The organism is Thiorhodococcus fuscus (assembly GCF_042682685.1).
GTDB classification, from domain to species: domain Bacteria; phylum Pseudomonadota; class Gammaproteobacteria; order Chromatiales; family Chromatiaceae; genus Imhoffiella; species Imhoffiella fuscus.
This window is the reverse complement of sequence record NZ_JBHUHX010000024.1, coordinates 15846-32558: the sequence shown is the minus strand read 5'-3', so window position 1 is coordinate 32558 and position 16713 is coordinate 15846. Positions and strand designations below refer to the sequence as shown.

At 62.1% G+C, this 16713-nt stretch carries 18 protein-coding genes; 6 read left to right on the top strand and 12 right to left on the bottom strand.

The genetic code is table 11. The features are described from left to right. The first annotated feature begins 128 nt into the window (after positions 1-128). Together ACFSJC_RS10750 and ACFSJC_RS10745 are read left to right on the top strand one after the other, a co-directional pair. On the top strand, positions 129-752 hold the full coding sequence (locus tag ACFSJC_RS10750; RefSeq protein ID WP_386026495.1) for a glutathione S-transferase N-terminal domain-containing protein: 624 nt from the start codon (positions 129-131) through the stop codon (positions 750-752). Positions 753-763: 11 nt separating this feature from the next. After that, positions 764-1258 (top strand): ClpXP protease specificity-enhancing factor, encoded by a 495-nt coding sequence (locus ACFSJC_RS10745; RefSeq protein WP_386026493.1) that lies wholly within the window; start codon positions 764-766, stop codon positions 1256-1258. 29 nt (positions 1259-1287) lie between these two features. Here ACFSJC_RS10745 and ACFSJC_RS10740 read toward each other — a convergent pair whose 3' ends face one another. Beyond that, positions 1288-1602, bottom strand: coding sequence for a DUF3301 domain-containing protein (locus ACFSJC_RS10740; RefSeq protein ID WP_386026491.1), 315 nt, complete (start codon positions 1600-1602; stop codon positions 1288-1290). Between the two features lie 23 nt (positions 1603-1625). Between ACFSJC_RS10740 and ACFSJC_RS10735 the strand changes: the two genes are divergently transcribed. Beyond that, positions 1626-1949 (top strand): hypothetical protein, encoded by a 324-nt coding sequence (locus tag ACFSJC_RS10735; RefSeq protein WP_386026489.1) that lies wholly within the window; start codon positions 1626-1628, stop codon positions 1947-1949. Positions 1950-1974: 25 nt separating this feature from the next. Here ACFSJC_RS10735 and ACFSJC_RS10730 read toward each other — a convergent pair whose 3' ends face one another. Continuing rightward, positions 1975-2445 carry a hypothetical protein gene (locus ACFSJC_RS10730; RefSeq protein WP_386026488.1) on the bottom strand — a complete coding sequence of 157 codons (471 nt, stop codon included), beginning with the start codon at positions 2443-2445 and terminating at the stop codon, positions 1975-1977. 225 nt (positions 2446-2670) lie between these two features. Here ACFSJC_RS10730 and ACFSJC_RS10725 point away from each other — a divergent pair, with 225 nt between their 5' ends. Continuing rightward, the gene (locus ACFSJC_RS10725) at positions 2671-3873 is read left to right on the top strand and encodes a TraB/GumN family protein (RefSeq protein WP_386026486.1); all 1203 of its coding nucleotides are present in this window, start codon (positions 2671-2673) and stop codon (positions 3871-3873) included. On the opposite strand, the gene ACFSJC_RS10720 is transcribed toward ACFSJC_RS10725, so the two are convergent. Beyond that, positions 3874-4467, bottom strand: coding sequence for a YqiA/YcfP family alpha/beta fold hydrolase (locus tag ACFSJC_RS10720; RefSeq protein ID WP_386026484.1), 594 nt, complete (start codon positions 4465-4467; stop codon positions 3874-3876). Positions 4468-4513: 46 nt separating this feature from the next. Further along, on the bottom strand, positions 4514-5431 hold the full coding sequence (locus ACFSJC_RS10715) for a hypothetical protein (protein WP_386026482.1): 918 nt from the start codon (positions 5429-5431) through the stop codon (positions 4514-4516). 153 nt (positions 5432-5584) lie between these two features. On the opposite strand from ACFSJC_RS10715, the gene ACFSJC_RS10710 reads away from it, so the two are divergent. Further along, positions 5585-6355, top strand: coding sequence for a spermidine synthase (locus ACFSJC_RS10710; RefSeq protein ID WP_386026481.1), 771 nt, complete (start codon positions 5585-5587; stop codon positions 6353-6355). A 270-nt stretch (positions 6356-6625) separates the two neighbouring features. Here the strand turns inward: ACFSJC_RS10710 and ACFSJC_RS10705 are convergent, their stop codons facing one another. The 5 genes from ACFSJC_RS10705 to ACFSJC_RS10685 all read right to left on the bottom strand — a co-directional run bounded on the left by ACFSJC_RS10705 (position 6626) and on the right by ACFSJC_RS10685 (position 12763). Beyond that, positions 6626-8095: a sensor domain-containing diguanylate cyclase gene (locus tag ACFSJC_RS10705; protein WP_386026479.1), complete on the bottom strand. Its 1470-nt coding sequence runs from the start codon at positions 8093-8095 to the stop codon at positions 6626-6628. A gap of 178 nt (positions 8096-8273) precedes the next feature. After that, positions 8274-9722, bottom strand: a complete 1449-nt coding sequence (locus ACFSJC_RS10700; protein WP_386026477.1) for a bifunctional 2-methylcitrate dehydratase/aconitate hydratase — start codon at positions 9720-9722, stop codon at positions 8274-8276. 106 nt (positions 9723-9828) lie between these two features. Then, positions 9829-10983 (bottom strand): bifunctional 2-methylcitrate synthase/citrate synthase, encoded by a 1155-nt coding sequence (gene prpC / locus ACFSJC_RS10695; RefSeq protein WP_007038958.1) that lies wholly within the window; start codon positions 10981-10983, stop codon positions 9829-9831. A gap of 129 nt (positions 10984-11112) precedes the next feature. Beyond that, positions 11113-12003, bottom strand: a complete 891-nt coding sequence (gene prpB / locus ACFSJC_RS10690; protein ID WP_386026475.1) for a methylisocitrate lyase — start codon at positions 12001-12003, stop codon at positions 11113-11115. 73 nt (positions 12004-12076) lie between these two features. Then, the gene (locus ACFSJC_RS10685) at positions 12077-12763 is read right to left on the bottom strand and encodes a GntR family transcriptional regulator (protein WP_386026473.1); all 687 of its coding nucleotides are present in this window, start codon (positions 12761-12763) and stop codon (positions 12077-12079) included. A gap of 230 nt (positions 12764-12993) precedes the next feature. On the opposite strand from ACFSJC_RS10685, the gene ACFSJC_RS10680 reads away from it, so the two are divergent. Next, a complete protein-coding gene (locus ACFSJC_RS10680; protein ID WP_386026471.1) occupies positions 12994-13290 on the top strand; it encodes a DUF3096 domain-containing protein in 297 nt (98 codons plus the stop codon). Positions 13291-13461: 171 nt separating this feature from the next. Here the strand turns inward: ACFSJC_RS10680 and ACFSJC_RS10675 are convergent, their stop codons facing one another. The 3 genes from ACFSJC_RS10675 to ACFSJC_RS10665 are packed head-to-tail and all read right to left on the bottom strand — an operon-like array spanning position 13462 to position 16690. Next, on the bottom strand, positions 13462-14922 hold the full coding sequence (locus ACFSJC_RS10675) for a class I SAM-dependent DNA methyltransferase (protein ID WP_386026469.1): 1461 nt from the start codon (positions 14920-14922) through the stop codon (positions 13462-13464). Continuing rightward, positions 14919-15500 carry a DUF4276 family protein gene (locus tag ACFSJC_RS10670; protein WP_386026467.1) on the bottom strand — a complete coding sequence of 194 codons (582 nt, stop codon included), beginning with the start codon at positions 15498-15500 and terminating at the stop codon, positions 14919-14921. Before ACFSJC_RS10670 ends, ACFSJC_RS10675 begins: the two co-directional genes overlap by 4 nt. After that, positions 15497-16690: an AAA family ATPase gene (locus tag ACFSJC_RS10665; RefSeq protein ID WP_386026465.1), complete on the bottom strand. Its 1194-nt coding sequence runs from the start codon at positions 16688-16690 to the stop codon at positions 15497-15499. Before ACFSJC_RS10665 ends, ACFSJC_RS10670 begins: the two co-directional genes overlap by 4 nt. Positions 16691-16713 lie beyond the last annotated feature (23 nt).

Here is a 16713-nt window from a genome sequence, read left to right as displayed (position 1 = left end):
AAGGATCCTCGGACATTTTGTATCGCCGTACCGAGCGGCGACTTTTTCGAAGGCCGACAGGGATTGATCGGCATCAGCAATCCAATCGAGCCCTGCCGGGCTCAGCCTCAGTGCTGGAGAAGGGACGAATGGCAGTGGCTGCAAGCAGACGAGCTGTGATGACCTTATTTTCTGATCCCGTTTGTCCCTATTGCCATCGGGTCAGGATGGTGCTTGCCGAGAAGGGAATTGCCGTCGAAGTCGTGGATGTCGATGCGCACGCACTGCCTGACGAAGTCATGGACTTCAATCCCTATGGCACGGTTCCGACCTTTGTGGACCGGGATCTGCGTCTCTACGAGTCGCGGATCATCATGGAATATCTTGACGAGCGTTTCCCTCATCCCCCGCTGCTGCCGGTCGATCCGGTCTCGCGCGCCAACGCGCGGCTTTTCATGTACCGCGTCGATCGCGATTGGTACTCCCTGATGGGACGCATCCGCACTGGCAGCGACGAGGAGGCGGCTCAGGCTCGTAAGGAGCTCCGTGAGAGCCTGACCGTGACGGCCCCCATTTTCACCGCTCATTCCTTCTTCATGAGCGACGAATTCTCGCTAGTCGATTGTTGTGTGGCCCCCCTCCTGTGGCGGCTTCCTTTGCTTGGCATCGAATTGCCGCCTCAAGCGGATGCAGTGCGGGTCTATATGAAGCGGATCTTTTCCTGGGACGCCTTCCGTCAGAGTTTGACCGAGGCGGAAAAGGAGATGGTTTAGGGTCCGGATTGATGATTGACGATACCGATAGCATGACCTCCAGCAAGCCTTATCTGATCCGAGCGATCCATGAATGGATCCTCGATAACCAGATGACGCCCCATCTGGTGGTGGATGCCAACTATCCGGACACCTGCGTACCCCTGGAGTTCGTGGATGGCGGGCGTATCGTGCTGAATATCTCCCCTGGCGCGGTTCGCGGTCTCGTGATCGGTAACGATTGGATCCAGTTCAACGCGCGCTTCAACGGCGTCGCCCGCGAGATCATGGTTCCCTGCGAGGCCGTGGTCGGGATCTTCACCCGTGAGAATGGTCAGGGGATGGTGTTTCCCGATCCGCACTATCCCGCAGAGGGCGAGGGCGCTGCGACTGATGCCCCCCAAAGCACTGGGCCAACGCTCAGGCCGGTCGAGGCATCCACCAGCGTGGAGCCCAAGGGCGGTCCGGATGACGACGGTGGCAAGGGGAAAGGCAAGGGCGGTCCGACGCTCAAGCTGGTCAAGTAATTCGCCGACAGGGACCGGATCGCATGCGATCAGGCGTCGCCGATCCGGGTCGGCAGCCCGAAGCTCAAATCCTCCAGTTGCAGGCCGCGCATCACCAGATAGCCGTTGCGCCGGCCGGTTCCCTCCTCGCTGAAGTCGAAGCGGTAGACGCGGCGTAGCCGCAGTCCCTCGGATCTCCAGGATAGACCCAGATGACGCAGTGCGATGGTCTGGTCGAGTAGCTGCACCTCGTGTCGCGCGCAGGCCGTCTGGCAGATTCCCACTGCGATTTCTCGCGCCCGCAGACTGTCCAGCCAGAACCAGCCGATCAGAAGCAGCAGAAGAATCGCGAGCAGGTTATCCATATCGGCAGCATTGAGGGGGTCGAATGAGTCGAACCAGGCGTGGTTTGTTGCGGCTTTTCATTGCCTTTGCCATTTCGGCTTGCGACCAGGGCGATAAGGCGGAGCCGACGTCTTCGCCGGCCTCGGTCCTGTCTTCGTCCAACGCGTTGGGCGGCGAGGCGAACTCCGATATCCGTGCCATCAAGGACGCCATCGCTGAGGAGCGTTTCGTGCGTGCGGAGGGGCTTCTGAACGCGCTTGAGCGTCGCGCCAGCATGTTGTCCGAGGACCAGCGGGCCGAATTGGAGCGTGTCTCGGTCATGCTCTCCACAGAGAAGGAAATCAGGGGCATTCCTGGCGCTGACTGAGCCCCTTGGCTGGATCCTATCCGCGTCACTCGAAGGCGGGGAGTCCAGATGTGAGCCACCAGGTCTTCTTCTCCGCGTCCCAGCGCCAGATCTGACGGTCGGTGAGTGATTTGACCACTTGTCGATCCTCGTACAGATACTCGATGTGCACGATCTGGGTGGCGATGGCTGAGTCCTCGTCTTCGTCTTCCTTGTCCTTTTTCTGGACGCCTGGCGGCTGGACGACGTCGTAGCCGGTGAGACGCAATCCGGTCAAGCTGGGCGGCATCGGGGTGTTCTTGCGCTGATCCGGGTCGACGAAGGCATAGGCGCTTTCGAAATAGCCCCAACGCAATGCCGACTGATAGCCGTGGGTGGCCGTCTGGAGCGTGATCGCCATCTTGTCCTTTTTGATGCTCCCGCAGCCGGTTGTCATCAGCAGGATCACCAGCGCATAACCGCCGGCGGTCAGGGCGTGACGGCGTAGGCGCGTCGATTTGGGTGTGGCTCCTTTCATCGAGACCTCTTTACAGGTATGCGTGGCGTCAAGCTGAAACAGCATGCCGCGCGATGATACGGCATCCTCGCCGGGGCACCAATGCGGGAGGCGGGCTGCCTTCGTTCGGTCTCGTCAGGGCGATCGATCGAGATGTCCTCTCGCTCAACCGTTCGATCCGTGGGGTATGATGCCGCCCTTTGTGTTCCAATCCCCGCATCGGGGATGCCAAACGACAGGATTTTCATGGCTGAGTCAATCGAACCGCGGCGTGAAATCGTCCTCGACGACGTCCATTTGACCCTGCTCGGGACCGCCCATGTGTCCCGCGTCAGTGCCGATCAGGTAAAAAAGCTGGTCCAGACCGAGAACTTCGACGCCATCGCGGTCGAACTCTGTCGCAGTCGCTTCAATGCGCTGATGGATCCCAAGTCCCTCTCTCAGATGGATCTCTTCTCGGTCATTCGCCAGAACCGGGTCTACATGGTGGTGGCCAATCTGGCGCTGTCGGCCTACCAGCAGCGGCTTGCCGACCAATTCGGCATCGAGCCCGGATCGGAGCAACGCACGGCGCTGCGCCTCGCCAAGGAGCGTGATCTGCCGGTCATGCTGATCGACCGCGAGATCGGTATCACGCTCAAGCGTATCTCGGCCAGCCTCGGATGGTGGAAGCGGTACGGGCTCTTTGCTGGTTTGGTCAGCGCTATGGTGACTTCGGAAGAGGTCACGGAGGACGAGGTCGAGCGGCTGAAGGAGGGCGACGTCCTGGAGACCACCTTCGCCGAGTTCGCGAGCGATCGCCGCGATCTCTATGTGCCCCTGATCGAGGAGCGGGATCAATACATGGCGGCGAAGCTGCGGCGCGAGGCGGCCCGGATCGGCGCCCACCGGGTGCTGGCGGTGGTCGGCGTCGGTCACATGAAGGGGATCGCCGAGTCTCTGGAGTCGGAGCGCTCGGATCCTGCGGTCGTCCTAGAGCGGCTGGAGGAGATTCCTCCGCCAAGCCGCTGGCCTCAGGTGCTGGCCTGGGGCCTGCTCGCGCTGATCATGGCCGGATTCGCCTACGGTTTCGCCATCAGCCCCTCCTTCGGATTCGACCTCCTGGTCTCCTGGGCGCTGATCACCGGCGGTCTGTCGGCCCTTGGGACCCTGCTGGCGGCGGGACATCCGCTGACCATCGTCTCCGCCTTTCTGGCGGCGCCTCTGACCACCCTGAATCCGACACTGGGTGCGGGAATGGTCACCGGGGCGGTGGAACTCTATCTGCGCAAGCCGAGCGTCGGCGACTTCAGCCGTCTGCGTGCCGACGTGTCCTCTTGGCGCGGCTGGTGGCGCAATCGGGTTTCGCGCGTCCTGCTCGTCTTTCTGTTGAGCACGCTCGGCGCCGCGATCGGGACCTATGTCGCGGGCTTTCACGTCGCCGGGCAGCTGCTGCACTCCGGATCCTGATTATTTCGAGTCGTCGCCCTGCGCGGTCGTCATGGAATTCAAGTGGTCGCGGAGGATCTCCATGGCCGGGTCCATGTGCTGGAAGGCATGATCGCCGCCGTCCCAGATCAGCAATCGTCCGCAGTCCGCATAGAGCCGCTCGGCGATGCGGTAGTCGATCACCTCGTCGCCCCGGTCGAGGAAGAGGGTCGTCGGCGTGCCGTCGCAGGGGCTCTCGATCGCGTACTGGCGAAGGCGTTCGGCGAGGGCGGGCGTGAACACATACTGTTCGCCGTTCGCGGTGGTTTGGGTCTCCCCGATGCGCTCGCCGACGAAGGTCCAGGGCGTGAGCGCGGGATTGATCATGAACAGATGGGAGAACGGGAACTGGCGCGCCAGATACTGTCCATAGAAGCCGCCCATGGAACTGCCGATGACTGCGGGCCGCTGCGGCTGCAGATCCTCAAAGAAGCGCGACAGCCGTGCGATGGCCTCGTCGGGTCGGTGCGGCGCGTAGTCCACCGCCAGAACCTCGAACGGGGCGAGATGTTCCCTCAATAGGCCGGCCTTGACGGACCGGCTCGAACTGTTGAGGCCGTGAAGATAGACGAGCATGCCGGTACTCCCGAACGGGTTTCTGAAATGGACGTCGGCCAGATGCTTACGGTTTACTGGGATTCGCAAGGAAGGTGCGGTGAAACTGCTCGCAGCGGTCGATGAATTCCCGTGTGCTCTTGGGCATGGGGACGCGCGCGCGGACGATGAAGCTGACCAGATCCGTGCCCTCGCCCAGCAGGCGCGTGCCCTCGACCGCTTCGCGAATGTCCTCCGTTCCGTGGTTGGCGGGAAGGATGGGCTTGAGGTTGCGGAGCCGCTCGCTCGCAACCACATAGGCCGGCCAGACGTCAAACACGGCCGGGTCGGTTCGTAGGATCTCGCACTTGCGTTTTGCGGCGTTCGTAAGTTCGTCGATACGTGCGTCGAGGCCGACGATCTGGGTGCTGTCGGCGAAGGTGACCTTCAGTGCCGATGCGATGCGGTCGACGTCTCGCATGGTCATGGCGATCTTCAGATAGCGGCTGGCGTAGAAATCCTCGATCGGCATGGAGAATGCTTTGAAAGGCTCGCCCCAGAGCTCGTCGATTCCCTCGTCGCCGCCTCGGTGACGCACCATCTTGCCCAGTTCCAGCGCCTCCATTAGACAATGACCGCACTCACGCATGAGCGGGTGCTCCGGCGTCACCTCGACACCGGCTGTCTGCAGATCCACCAGACAACGGAAGAGGTCGGCGGCGTGGTTGAAGAGCGCACCGGCCAGCATGGCGCCGTTGACCCGCTTGCGTTCGGTATCCGTCTCGGCTGCATAGGCGGCTCGGGCCTCCTTGAGACGGGATCCTGGGATGTTGATTCCGTGCTCGACGTGGTTGAACAGCCGTATCGTCAGGGCCTGGATCAGTTGACGTCGGACCTCGAAGGAGTCCTGAGGCGGGTCGTAATAGTTGATCCAGTAGCCGTCATAGTAGATCTGAGCGACACCATCGAAGACGCGTTTGGTGCCGTTGCTTGGGGGTTGGTGCATAGGTTACATCGAAGTCGCGAACGCGATTGAATGTGGCAAGAGGCCGATGGGTCCGAGGCCTCTTGTGCCCACCGAGCCCGATGGCATGGATGCGGCTGATCGCGGACAGGTTAGACTATGAGCCATTGACCACCGAGCCGTTGGAAGATGCGCATGTTGACTAAGGATCAGTTCGCCACGATCGTGATGACCGTCTTCATCTGGGGGTTCGCGGGTGCCCTGTTTGGAGCCCTTTTCGCCGGTCTGTATCAAGTGCTTGGGGTGCTCGGGCTATCGGGGTGGCAGCCGCTCATCATCGCGGCCGCAGCTGCGGCCATGACGACATCGGCGTTTTATAGCGCGATGCCGGTCGCTCTGGTAGGCGCCATGGCGGGTGTGCTGGCGTCTATCGGCTATTTGATTGCCTCGGGTCAAGAAGTCGAATTGACGATGATCGTCTCCATCGCGGGTGCACTGGGCGTGATCGCCGGTGGATTCTACGCCTGGATCGTCAAGGGTGGGGGGCGCCCGCTGGCCGAAACCCTGACCGGGTTGGTCGCCGGTTTGCTGGCGGGTGGCTCGCTGTCCTTGATTCTATCGTTCACCGGTCACTCGGTCGGTATGTTCGTATTGGCCGCAGGTGTTGTCGCCCTGGTCGGGACCTTCTTTCAGATCTCCGAGCGCTGGCTGGTGACGCGCAGCGCCGGTTGGCTTCCGGGCGTGCTCTCGGCCCCCGTGGTTGCCGGGCTTATCGCCTCGGTCGTCGGGGCGAGCATTTGGATCGTCGGTGGAACCACGGCCGTCATGTCGGATGGGAACGCGCACGGAATCATCGGGAATGTGGTGCACGACATTCCTCCGGGTTTGCTCGGCGGTCTGCTCGGCGGCGCCGTGACCGGTATTCTGCTCGAACTCTTCGGCTTCCATATCGAGGAACACCCCTGATCCAGGCGTGAGATCTTCGACTCTGGAACCTGTAAAAACCCTACCGTCGACTCGTGTTTTTAGGATAATGGTGGCGGCGGTCGCCGCGCAGAAGATCGCTGGATACGTTTTTCATCAACTCCAACTGGAGGTAAGGCACATGCTCGCATTGCTGCTTGGACTCGTCATTGGAGTCCTGATTGGTTGGAACTGGCCACAGCCCGAGTGGGCGCGAGACATTCAGAGGCGTTTCGTGAATTTCATCCGCTCGACGGCCAGCAAGTCCGGCCCTTAGCCGGGTTCCGCCAGTCCCCCATCGTCCAGCGCCTCGGGCGGGACGGAGGAGGGCGCTGGCGGACTTGCCGAATGCGCCGCGTCCCAGACCTCGACCCGGTTTCGTCCATTCTTTTTCGCGACATACAGCATGCGGTCGGCATAGTCGAGCAGGCTTTCGAGACTCAGCATGCTCTCGGGGGACAGCGCCGCGACGCCGAAGCTGGCCGTCATGGCGATGGTGGAGCCCTGCTCGGTCTCGACGGCTTGTGCAGCCAGGCTGCGCCTCAATCGTTCTGCCGTGCTCTTGGCCGTAATCGGATCCGTCTCAGGCAGTAGGACGGCGAATTCCTCGCCGCCGTATCGGCAGAGGATATCCGAGCTGCGCAACTGGTCTTGCATGACCTTGGCGGAGGTTTGCAGCACCGCATCGCCTGCCAGATGACCGAAGGTGTCGTTGATCCGCTTGAACTGATCCAGATCCACCATGATGGCGGCGACCGGATACCGATAGCGACGGACGCGTTCCAATTCCCCCTCGGCCAACTGATAGAAATGACGCCGGTTGAGCAGTCCGGTCAACGGATCCGAGATCGCCAGGTTCTGTAGGGCGTCCTCCATGCGCTTGCGGTCGGTGATATCGGCAGCCATCGCGAGCAGGCCACTGGGACGATCGTTTCCATCGGTCAATCTCTTGATGGAGAGCAGCGTCCAGATTTGCGTTCCATCCTTGCGCAGCAGACATACGTCGCGCTGCTCGGCTGCGTCTTGCGGGCCCTGTCCAAAACTGTCCCAGGTCGTTTTTCGCCATTCTTCGGGTACGAAGTCGTAGAGGCAGCGGCCCAGCATCTCCCCGACGTCGTAACCGAGCATCGCGGCCATGCGCGAATTGACGAACGTGGTATGGCCGTCTGCATCGACCATCCAGATCCCTTCATGGCTGCTCTCGACGATGTGTCTGTAACGCTGTTCGCTGTCGCGCAGTGCCTGCTCGGTGGTCTTGAGTGCAGAGATGTCGGTGATGAATCCCTCAAGCATGAGGATCTCGCCGGCATCCGAGTAGATGCCCCAGCCACGCTCCCAGACCCATTTGATGGCCCCTTGGCGTGTGCGGATGCGGTAGACGAACTCGAAGCAGCGATCGATATCCAGTGCCGCTTGGACGTGCTTCCACACCCGTGCGCGATCCTCCTCCAGGATGAGGTCGGCATAGGAGAGCCGCTGGTGTCTGAGGTCGTCGGGATCGTAGCCGGTGAGCCCTTCGGCACCCGCACTGACGTAGTCCATGCTCCAGCTTGGATCGTTGCGGCAGCGATAGACCATTCCGGGAAGGTTGTCGAGCAGGCGCCCGATGTGCGGCGACAGCTCCGGGGGCGGGGCGATCTGAGGGGCGCGCTGCGCGGTGCATGCTTCCAGTTCGTCGATGCGCTGCTGAAGGGCCGCGTTGGTCGCGACCAGTCGTTCGAACGCGTCGGCTGAATGGGTCATCGAGAAGCGCTCACTGGTGGGTCTGCTGTCAGCCGTTACGGCTTCTAAGAGCATACACCAAGCGAGTCGAGCGACTGGCGGATCGATCGCGCGCGGCGACCTGGTTCACGCATCCAGGGGCACTCGTCTCGGACGAGGCCCCGGTTGCGTGAAGGATGGAGCGGTTTCCGATGCGGGATCAGATCATGAAGAGATCCATGAACTGGTTGAGCGGGGTGGCCATCAGTTTCTGCTCATCCTGGCAGAGGTCGTAGATGCGCTGTGCCTGGCCTTTGGGGAAGCGGGTCTTGAGCGCGTCGATGAACTTGGCCTCCAGGACCGGGATGCCCTCGGCGCGACGGCGGCGATGGCCGATCGGATACTCGACCTCGACCTTTTCGGTTTTGGAGCCGTCCTTGAAGTAGACCTGCACCGCGTTGGCGATGGAGCGCTTGTCCGGATCCAGGTATTCCTGGGTGTAGCGCGGATCCTCGGTGACGGTCATCTTCTCGCGCAGCGCGTCGATGCGCGGATCCTGGGCGACCGAGTCCTCGTAGTCGTCGGCGGTGAGACGGCCGAAGATCAGCGGCACGGCGACCATGTACTGCAGACAGTGGTCGCGGTCGGCCGGGTTGTAGAGCGGGCCGTCCTTGCTGATGATGCGGATGGCGGATTCCTGGGTGGTCAGCTCGATGCGCTCGATCTCGTCGATGCGGTCCTTGACCTGCGCATGCAGGGTCATGGCGCACTCGGCGGCGGTCTGGGCGTGGAACTCGGCCGGGAAGCTGATCTTGAACAGGATGTTCTCCATCACGTAGCTGCCGTAGTCGCGCTGGAAGGCGAACTTCTCGCCCTTGAAGAGCACGTCGTAGAAGCCCCAGCGCGGCGCGGTCAGGACCGAGGGCAGACCCATCTCGCCCTTCTGGACCATCATCGCCAGACGCACGGCGCGCGAGCTGGCGTCGCCCGCCGCCCAGGACTTGCGCGAGCCGGTGTTGGGGGCGTGGCGGTAGGTGCGCAGCGACTGACCGTCGACCCAGGCCTGGGACAGGGTGTCGATCACCTGATCCTTGTCGGCGCCGAGCATGAGGGCAGAGACGCCGGCCGAGGCGACCTTGACCAGCAGCACGTGGTCGAGTCCGACCCGGTTGAAGCTGTTCTCCAGCGCCAGCACGCCTTGGATCTCGTGCGCCTTGACCATGTAGTGGAGCACGTCGCCCACGGTCAGGGGCGCGGCGCCGTCGGCGACGGCCTTGCGCGAGAGATAGTCGCCCAAGCCCAGGATGGCACCCAGGTTGTCGGACGGATGACCCCACTCGGCGGCCAGCCAGGTGTCGTTGAAGTCGAGCCAGCGCACCATGGCGCCGATGTCCCAGGCGGCCTTGACCGGGTCGAGGCTGTGCTGGGTGCCGGGCACGCGCGCGCCGTTCGGCACGCTGGTTCCCGGAACGATGGGGCCGAGGTGCTTGGTGCACTCCGGGTACTGAAGCGCCAGCATGGCGCAGCTCAGCGAGTCCATCAGACAGTGACGGGCGGTGGTGATCGCCTCCTGGGAGGTGATTTCGTAATCACAGACGTAGTCGGCGAGTGCGACCAGTTCCTGGTCCGGTTCGGGACGCATGTTGGCGTCGGCGATATGTGCGCTCATGGTTCGGATCTCGTTTGGTGGTTAGAGGATGCCTTCAGCTTCCAGCGGTCAGCCTCCAGCGGAGAGCTTTTCGCTGGCAGCCGGGGGGCTGGAAGCTGATCGCTGCCTATCGCTTTTCGATCGGCGTCCACTTGAGGTTTTCGACGCCGACATAGTTCGCGCTCGGGCGGATGATCTTGCCGTCCTTGCGCTGCTCGATGACGTGGGCCACCCAGCCGGAGGTGCGCGCGATGACGAAAATGGGCGTGAAGAGGGCCGTCGGAACGCCCATCTGGGCGTAGGACACCGAGGAGAACCAGTCCAGGTTCGGGAACATCTTCTTGAGGCCCCACATGACGGTTTCCAGTCGGTCGGCGACCTCGAACATCGTCATGTTGGCGTTGGCCTCGGACAGCCGCTTGGCGACCGCTTTGATGACCTCGTTGCGTGGGTCGGCGATGGTGTAGACCGGATGCCCGAAGCCGATGATGATCTCCTTGCGGCCGACGCGTTCGGTGATGTCGGCCTCGGCCTCGTCGGCGTTGGCGTAGCGCTGCTGGATCTCGCAGGCCACCTCGTTGGCGCCGCCGTGTTTGGGACCGCGCAGCGCGCCGATCGCGCCGGTGATGGCCGAGTACATGTCCGAGTTGGTGCCCGCGATCACGCGCGAGGTGAAGGTCGAGGCGTTGAATTCGTGCTCGGCGTAGAGGATCAGCGAGGTGTGCATGGCGCGCACCCATTCCGGGCGGGGCGTGTGGCCGTGCAGCAGGTGCAGCAGGTGTCCGCCGATCGAGTCGTCGTCGGTCTCGACATCGATGCGCCGTCCGTTGTGCGCGTAGTGATACCAATAGAGCAGCATGGAGCCGAAACTGGCGATCAGCCGATCGCCGATGTCACGCGCCGCCGCAACCGGCATGCTGTCCTTCTCGGGCTCCAGTGCGCCGAGAACGGAGCAGCCGGTGCGCATCACGTCCATCGGGTGGGCCGAGGGCGGCAACTGCTCCAGAGCCGTCTTGAGCGCGGCCGGAAGGCCCCGCAGCGACTTGAGCTTGTGCTTGTAGGCGACCAGTTCGCTGTGGCTCGGCAGCCGCTCGTGGATCAGCAGGAAGGCGATCTCCTCGAATTCGGCCTGGTCGGCGAAGTCGAGAATGTCGTAACCGCGATAGTGCAGGTCGTTGCCGGTGCGCCCGACGGTGCAGATGGCGGTGTTGCCGGCGGCGGTGCCCGACAGGGCAACGGATTTCTTCGGCTTGGGCAGTTGGCTTGCTTGATTCTCAGCCATCGGATGTTCTCTCCTCATGCTCGAGTGGATGTCGAGGAATCTGGCCTCGGCAGTGACCGATCGATAGGGTGCGTCAGAGCCCGTGATCCGTGCGTTTGGCGGCGCGGATCGGGGCAGGCGCGTTCGACTTTAGCTCTCGGACTTTTCCTGGGCGAACAGCGCGTCGAGCTTCTGCTCGAAGCTGTGATAGTCGAGGTAGTCGTAGAGATCCATGCGGGTCTGCATGGTATCCAGCACGTTGGCCTGAGTGCCGTCGCGGCGGATGGCTTGGTAGACGTTAAGCGCGGCCTGGTTCATGGCGCGGAAGGCCGACAGCGGATAGAGCACCAGCGAGACGCCGACATCCGCCAGTTCGTCGGTCTTGAACAGCGGCGTGGCGCCGAACTCGGTGATGTTGGCGAGCACCGGCACCTTCACCGCAGCGGTGAACTGCTCGTACTGAGCCAGCTCGGTCATGGCCTCGGGGAAGATCATGTCGGCGCCGGCCTCGACGCAGGCGATGGCGCGCTCGATCGCCGCGTCCATGCCCTCGACGGCGAGCGCGTCGGTGCGGGCCATGATGACGAAATCGTTTGTGCGCGCGTCCACGGCGGCCTTGATGCGATCGACCATCTCCTCCTTGGAGACCACCGCCTTGTTCGGGCGATGGCCGCAGCGCTTGGCGGCGACCTGGTCCTCGATGTGGCAGCCGGCCGCGCCGTTGCGGATCAGCTGCTTGACGGTGCGCGAGATGTTGAAGGCGCTGCCCCAGCCGGTGTCGGCGTCGACCAGCAGCGGCAGATCGCTCGCGTAGGTGATCCGGCTCACGTCCTCCAGCACGTTATCCAGGCTGGTCATGCCCAGATCGGGAATCCCGTAGGAACCCGCCGCAACGCCACCGCCGGACAGATAGAGCGCGCGATAACCGGTGCGCTCGGCCATTCTGGCGTGATAGGCGTTGATCGCGCCCACCACCTGCAAGGGATGTTCTTCCTGAACGGCAAGGCGCAGCTTGGCGCCGGGGGTCATGGTGTCGGTCATGGTGTTGCCTCGTCTATGGAACCCGACACCTTGCGGCGAGGGTTCGCTCTGTTTGAAACTCGGTGTGGGTCGATCAGTCCTTCATGGCGGCGAGCCGGCGCTCGGTCGCCCGGCGCGAGGTGCGGATGTGGCGGCGCATCAGCCATTCCGCCAATTCGCCGTCGTGCTCCGCGATGGCATCGACGATCAGTTCGTGCTCCTTGAGCGCGTCGCGTGCGCGGTCGCTCTTCATGCCGAACTGGCAGCGGTACATGCGCGCCAGATGGTAGAGATCGTTGCAGAGGATGTTGTTGAGCCGCCCGTTTCCGCTGCCCTGGACGATGCGGAAATGGAAGTCCAGATCCCCTTCCTCCTGGAAATAGGCCTGCCAGGCCTCCTGAGCGACCTCGTTGCGGTGCTGATCGAGCAGGCGCTTCAGATCCGCGATGGCCGCATCGGACATCTGCTCGGCGGCTAGGCGCGCCGCCATCCCCTCCAACGCCTCGCGGATCACATAGATCTCAAGCAACTGCTCGCTGGTGAGGGTGATCACGCGCGCGCCGATGTTCGGCTTGCGCTCCACCAGGCTGCTCGACTCCAGTCGGCGCATCGCCTCGCGCAGCGGACCGCGACTGATGCCATAGCGCGCGGCCAGGGCCGGTTCGCTGATCTTGCTGCCGGGCGCGATCTCACCGACCACGATGGCGTGGCGGATCTGATCGAACACGCGATCGGCGATCGTCCCGTTGGCTTCGGAAAGCGCTTCAGCTGGAACAGGCATGGAGACTGTCGACACATTTGGCTTCGTTGGCCATAAATTAGCGCCTTTGACGCGTAAGTCAAGCTTAGATTGTCGACAATATTTTTTGCGAAGCCGGCGGACGTGTTCGAAAGGTCGGATGGCGGAGCGGGCGGAAAGGCCGTCTATAATGCGCTGGGCGCGCGCTGGCGTTTCCTCGCGCCGCGCGCGGATAGGATCTCGATCTCCCTCGTCATCAAGGACATCTCTCAATGGATATTTCAGCCATGCTGCAGCAATGGCCGATGGAGGCGGTGTTCGCCATCATCGCCGGAGTCGTCATTCTGCTGGTGCCGCGCGTGCTCAACTACGCCGTCGCCGCCTATCTGCTCCTCATCGGCGCGCTCGGCCTCATGCACTACTTCCACGGCCAGCCGATGTCCCCCATGGCCGTGATCTCGATCGTCGCCGGCGCCCTCATCCTCATCAAGCCTGCGATCCTCAACTATGTCGTGGGGTTCTATCTGATTCTGACCGGGTTGCTGCAGGCGGGGATCTTGAGGTTTTGATCGTCCGTATCGCATCGCGCGAACAGACGGGCTGCACCTGCGCCACCGTTATTGTCGTGGAACGTAGCGTTTCGGTAGCCGCGAGGGTGCAGCGAGGGAAGGGCGAGATTAAGTCGCGGCCCATGACGGCCGCCGGAATCATTCCGTTGAGTGGGCGGCTCGACGCCTGTATCAATCCCGTTTCAGACCAGCAGCTACATCCCTGAACGAGGCCAGCGCCGCTTCCAGGTGCTCGATGATCTCCTGCTGCAGCACCTCGGGTGGAGGTAGGTCATTGAGGTTTTCCAGGCTGTCGTCCTTCAGCCAGAAAATGTCCAGACTGGCCTTGTCGCGGGCGACCAGTTCTGCGTAGCTGTAGTACCTGAAGCGCTCGGTCTCGCGGCGCTCGTGCCGGTTGTCCGGGTTATAGCAGGCGATGAAGTCTTGCAGGTCGTCCAGCTTGAGCGTTCGTGTCTTCAGCGTGAAGCGCTTGTTGGTGCGCAGGTCGTAGAACCAGACTCCTTTGGTGTGGACCTGGCCGTCCTTGGGCCGGGCATCGAAGAAGATCACGTTGGCCTTCACGCCCTGGGCGTAGAAGATGCCGGTGGGCAGGCGCAGGATGGTGTGTAGGTCGCAGGTCTCCAGCAGCTTGCGGCGGATCTTCTCGCCGGCGCCTCCCTCGAACAGCACGTTGTCCGGCAGCACCACGGCGGCCTTGCCGGTCACCTTAAGCAGGTTGACGATGTGCTGCAGGAAGTTGAGCTGCTTGTTCGAGGTGGTCTCCCAGAAATCTTGCCGCTCGTAGGTCAGCGCCCCCCGGTCTTCCTCGCCCTCCTCGTTGGTGATGGTCATGCTGCTCTTCTTGCCGAAGGGCGGATTGGCCAGCACGTAGTCCACCTTGCGTGCCGGTTCGGCGATCAGGGCGTCCGAGCGCTCGACCGACGGTTCGCCGTCCAGCTCGCCGATGTTGTGCAGAAACAGATTCATCAGGCACATGCGGCGGGTATTGGGCACGATCTCGTTGCCGTGGAAGGTGCGGTCGCGCAGGAATTCCTTCTGGCGTCTGTCCAGTCCGGCACCCGGCCGCGTCAGCCAGTTGTAGGCACCCAGGAAGAAACCGCCGGTGCCGCAGGCCGGATCGGCGATGGTCTTCAGCGGCTCGGGTCGCACGCAGGCCACCATGGCCTCAATCAGCGGGCGCGGGGTGAAGTACTGTCCGGCGCCGCTCTTAGTGTCTTCCGCGTTCTTCTGCAGCAGACCCTCGTAGAGATCGCCCTTGGTGTCGGCGTCCAGGCTGATCCAGCGCTCGGCGTCGATCATCTGCACCAGGCGCGCGAGCTTGGCCGGGTCCTGGATCTTGTTCTGTGCCTTGAAGAAGATGGCGCCCAGCATGCCGGGCTCCTGGCCCAGCCGGTGCAGGGTGACGAGGTAATGTGCCTCCAGCGGTTCGCCGACCTTGGACCTGAGACTGGCCCAGTCATAGCCCCTGGGGATGCGTGTGTCGCGGTTGTAGGGCTCCTGCGCGTACTCGTGCGCCAGCTTGAGGAACAGCAGATAGGTGAGCTGCTCCAGATAGTCACCATAGCCCACGCCGTCGTCGCGCAGGGTGTGGCAGAAGTTCCAGACTTTTTGGACGAGGGTGGATGCGTTCATGCCTCCTCCTGGAGGAGTTCATTTTCCATGCGTCGGATTGCCGCGATCAGATTGCGAAAACCTGGCGATCTATTGTTATCGAGGTCCAAGTGCATCCCGATGGCGCGTGAACCGGCTACTTTTTCGTAGCGTTGATTGGTCAAGGTCTTCAGCTCCTTGCTGGGACTGCCCAACTGATCCGGGGTCCGAAACTTTCTGGTTTGCTGCTTTCTTGCAAGACCATTGATCTCCAGCGCGTGTTCCACCGCCTGCAGATCGGCCAAATAGAACGCCTCCAGCTCCCTGCACGCAATGCGAACCAGGCATCGGGCCGCCTTGCCGGATTCGTCGCACAAGGCGAGCAGCTTGCCTTTGACCGCCATGCAATCCGGGTGACTATCCTGATCGCGCAGCACAATGAAGCGCGCCCGATCGTTTTGATAGCCTCGAATTCTCCGTGCCAATTGTTTTTCGAGGTCTTGCTTGCCCTCGAAAGGAATACAACGGAAACGCGTATTCTCGTTCAGCATCCGTGGCAGCAAGGATTCCAGCATCGCCTTTGCGGACGGCTCTTCGAGCAAGAAGACCAGCTCCCTCATTGCGGGTCAGCCCCGTCAAAGAAACCCTGTTTCCACAGGTAACCGAGTTGGTCGCCTTCCCCAACATAGGCGGCAATCTGCGCGTTGTCCCTGGCGCGATGGATTTCCGTGCAGCCCTGCTGCTTGACCAGCCAGCACACCTCTTCCAGCTGCAGCGCATTCAGAAAATCGGGTGAGTGTGTGGTGACGAACACCTGTCCTCCCCGGTTGGCATAACGGCGAAATTCCTCGGCCAACTCCGCCATGAGTTGCGGGTATAGCTGGTTCTCCGGCTCTTCCACGCACAGCAACGGGTGGGGTTTTGGGTCGTGCAACAGCACCAGATAGGCGAACATCTTGATGGTGCCATCGGATACATAGCGGTCCAGAAACGGCGTCTTGAACGAGCCATCCTGAAAGCGCAGCGTGAGGTAGCCATCCTCCATGAGCTTGGGCTCCACGGAGGACACGCCGGGAACGCGCTTGGCGATCGTTCTCAGGATGTTCTGGAAGATCTTCGGGTGTTGTTCGTGCAGATAGCGCGCGACCAGTGGCAGGTTGTCACCGGACTCTGACAGATGTTCCGATTCCCCCGCCGCATCCTTGCGTCCGCGTGCCGCGCTGATGTGAAAATCGGAAACGTGCCAGTTTTCGATCAGACGCCGGAAGGCACTGGCCGCCTTGAATCGTTCGAATTGCCCCAGCCCTTTGATGGCCAGCGTATCCGGCGCCACCTTCTGCGTTTCGCGATCAAGTGCTTCATCGGCCTTGTTGAAATCTTCCTCGTTCGTGATCGCGTAACCTTCGCCATTCACGAAACTGAGGAAGTGAAATGGACTGCCATAACGGCCGCGTTTGTAACGTAGCAACTCCTTGAGGACCACGGGCGAGCCGCTGCGCTCGCCGATTTCCAGTGAGTAGGTCACCAAGCGCTCCACGCCGGTGATTTCCATGCGGTACTGCAATTCGATCAGAATGGAATCCTGCTTGGGATCGCAGCCTCGGCTCAGCACCTCCGGAAGACGTCCACGCTTGTCCAGCGCATGCCGCACGTTGCTTTTCAGGCAATCGTGGAGAAATCCGAACACATCAAACAGCGTTGACTTCCCGGAGCCATTGGCACCCACGACCACCAGAAAAGACGGAATGTCCTTCAGGTGCACATCGCGGAACGCCTTGAAGTTTTTCAGGCGGATGGATTCGATTTTCATTGGCCGATTCAGTCCGTGTTGGT

Bases quoted from the DNA above. Each gene is read 5' to 3' on its own strand.
- ACFSJC_RS10705 (WP_386026479.1), bottom strand. From the start codon at position 8,095: ATGACCCATTCAGCCGACGCGTTCGAACGACTGGTCGCGACCAACGCG.
- ACFSJC_RS10735 (WP_386026489.1), top strand. From the start codon at position 1,626: ATGAGTCGAACCAGGCGTGGTTTGTTGCGGCTTTTCATTGCCTTTGCC.
- ACFSJC_RS10720 (WP_386026484.1), bottom strand. From the start codon at position 4,467: ATGCTCGTCTATCTTCACGGCCTCAACAGTTCGAGCCGGTCCGTCAAG.
- prpC (WP_007038958.1), bottom strand. From the start codon at position 10,983: ATGGCTGAGAATCAAGCAAGCCAACTGCCCAAGCCGAAGAAATCCGTT.
- ACFSJC_RS10740 (WP_386026491.1), bottom strand. From the start codon at position 1,602: ATGGATAACCTGCTCGCGATTCTTCTGCTGCTTCTGATCGGCTGGTTC.
- ACFSJC_RS10680 (WP_386026471.1), top strand. From the start codon at position 12,994: ATGGATATTTCAGCCATGCTGCAGCAATGGCCGATGGAGGCGGTGTTC.
- ACFSJC_RS10725 (WP_386026486.1), top strand. From the start codon at position 2,671: ATGGCTGAGTCAATCGAACCGCGGCGTGAAATCGTCCTCGACGACGTC.
- ACFSJC_RS10700 (WP_386026477.1), bottom strand. From the start codon at position 9,722: ATGAGCGCACATATCGCCGACGCCAACATGCGTCCCGAACCGGACCAG.
- ACFSJC_RS10670 (WP_386026467.1), bottom strand. From the start codon at position 15,500: ATGAGGGAGCTGGTCTTCTTGCTCGAAGAGCCGTCCGCAAAGGCGATG.
- ACFSJC_RS10730 (WP_386026488.1), bottom strand. From the start codon at position 2,445: ATGAAAGGAGCCACACCCAAATCGACGCGCCTACGCCGTCACGCCCTG.
- ACFSJC_RS10750 (WP_386026495.1), top strand. From the start codon at position 129: ATGGCAGTGGCTGCAAGCAGACGAGCTGTGATGACCTTATTTTCTGAT.
- ACFSJC_RS10675 (WP_386026469.1), bottom strand. From the start codon at position 14,922: ATGAACGCATCCACCCTCGTCCAAAAAGTCTGGAACTTCTGCCACACC.
- ACFSJC_RS10685 (WP_386026473.1), bottom strand. From the start codon at position 12,763: ATGCCTGTTCCAGCTGAAGCGCTTTCCGAAGCCAACGGGACGATCGCC.
- ACFSJC_RS10715 (WP_386026482.1), bottom strand. From the start codon at position 5,431: ATGCACCAACCCCCAAGCAACGGCACCAAACGCGTCTTCGATGGTGTC.
- ACFSJC_RS10710 (WP_386026481.1), top strand. From the start codon at position 5,585: ATGTTGACTAAGGATCAGTTCGCCACGATCGTGATGACCGTCTTCATC.
- ACFSJC_RS10745 (WP_386026493.1), top strand. From the start codon at position 764: ATGATTGACGATACCGATAGCATGACCTCCAGCAAGCCTTATCTGATC.
- ACFSJC_RS10665 (WP_386026465.1), bottom strand. From the start codon at position 16,690: ATGAAAATCGAATCCATCCGCCTGAAAAACTTCAAGGCGTTCCGCGAT.
- prpB (WP_386026475.1), bottom strand. From the start codon at position 12,003: ATGACCGACACCATGACCCCCGGCGCCAAGCTGCGCCTTGCCGTTCAG.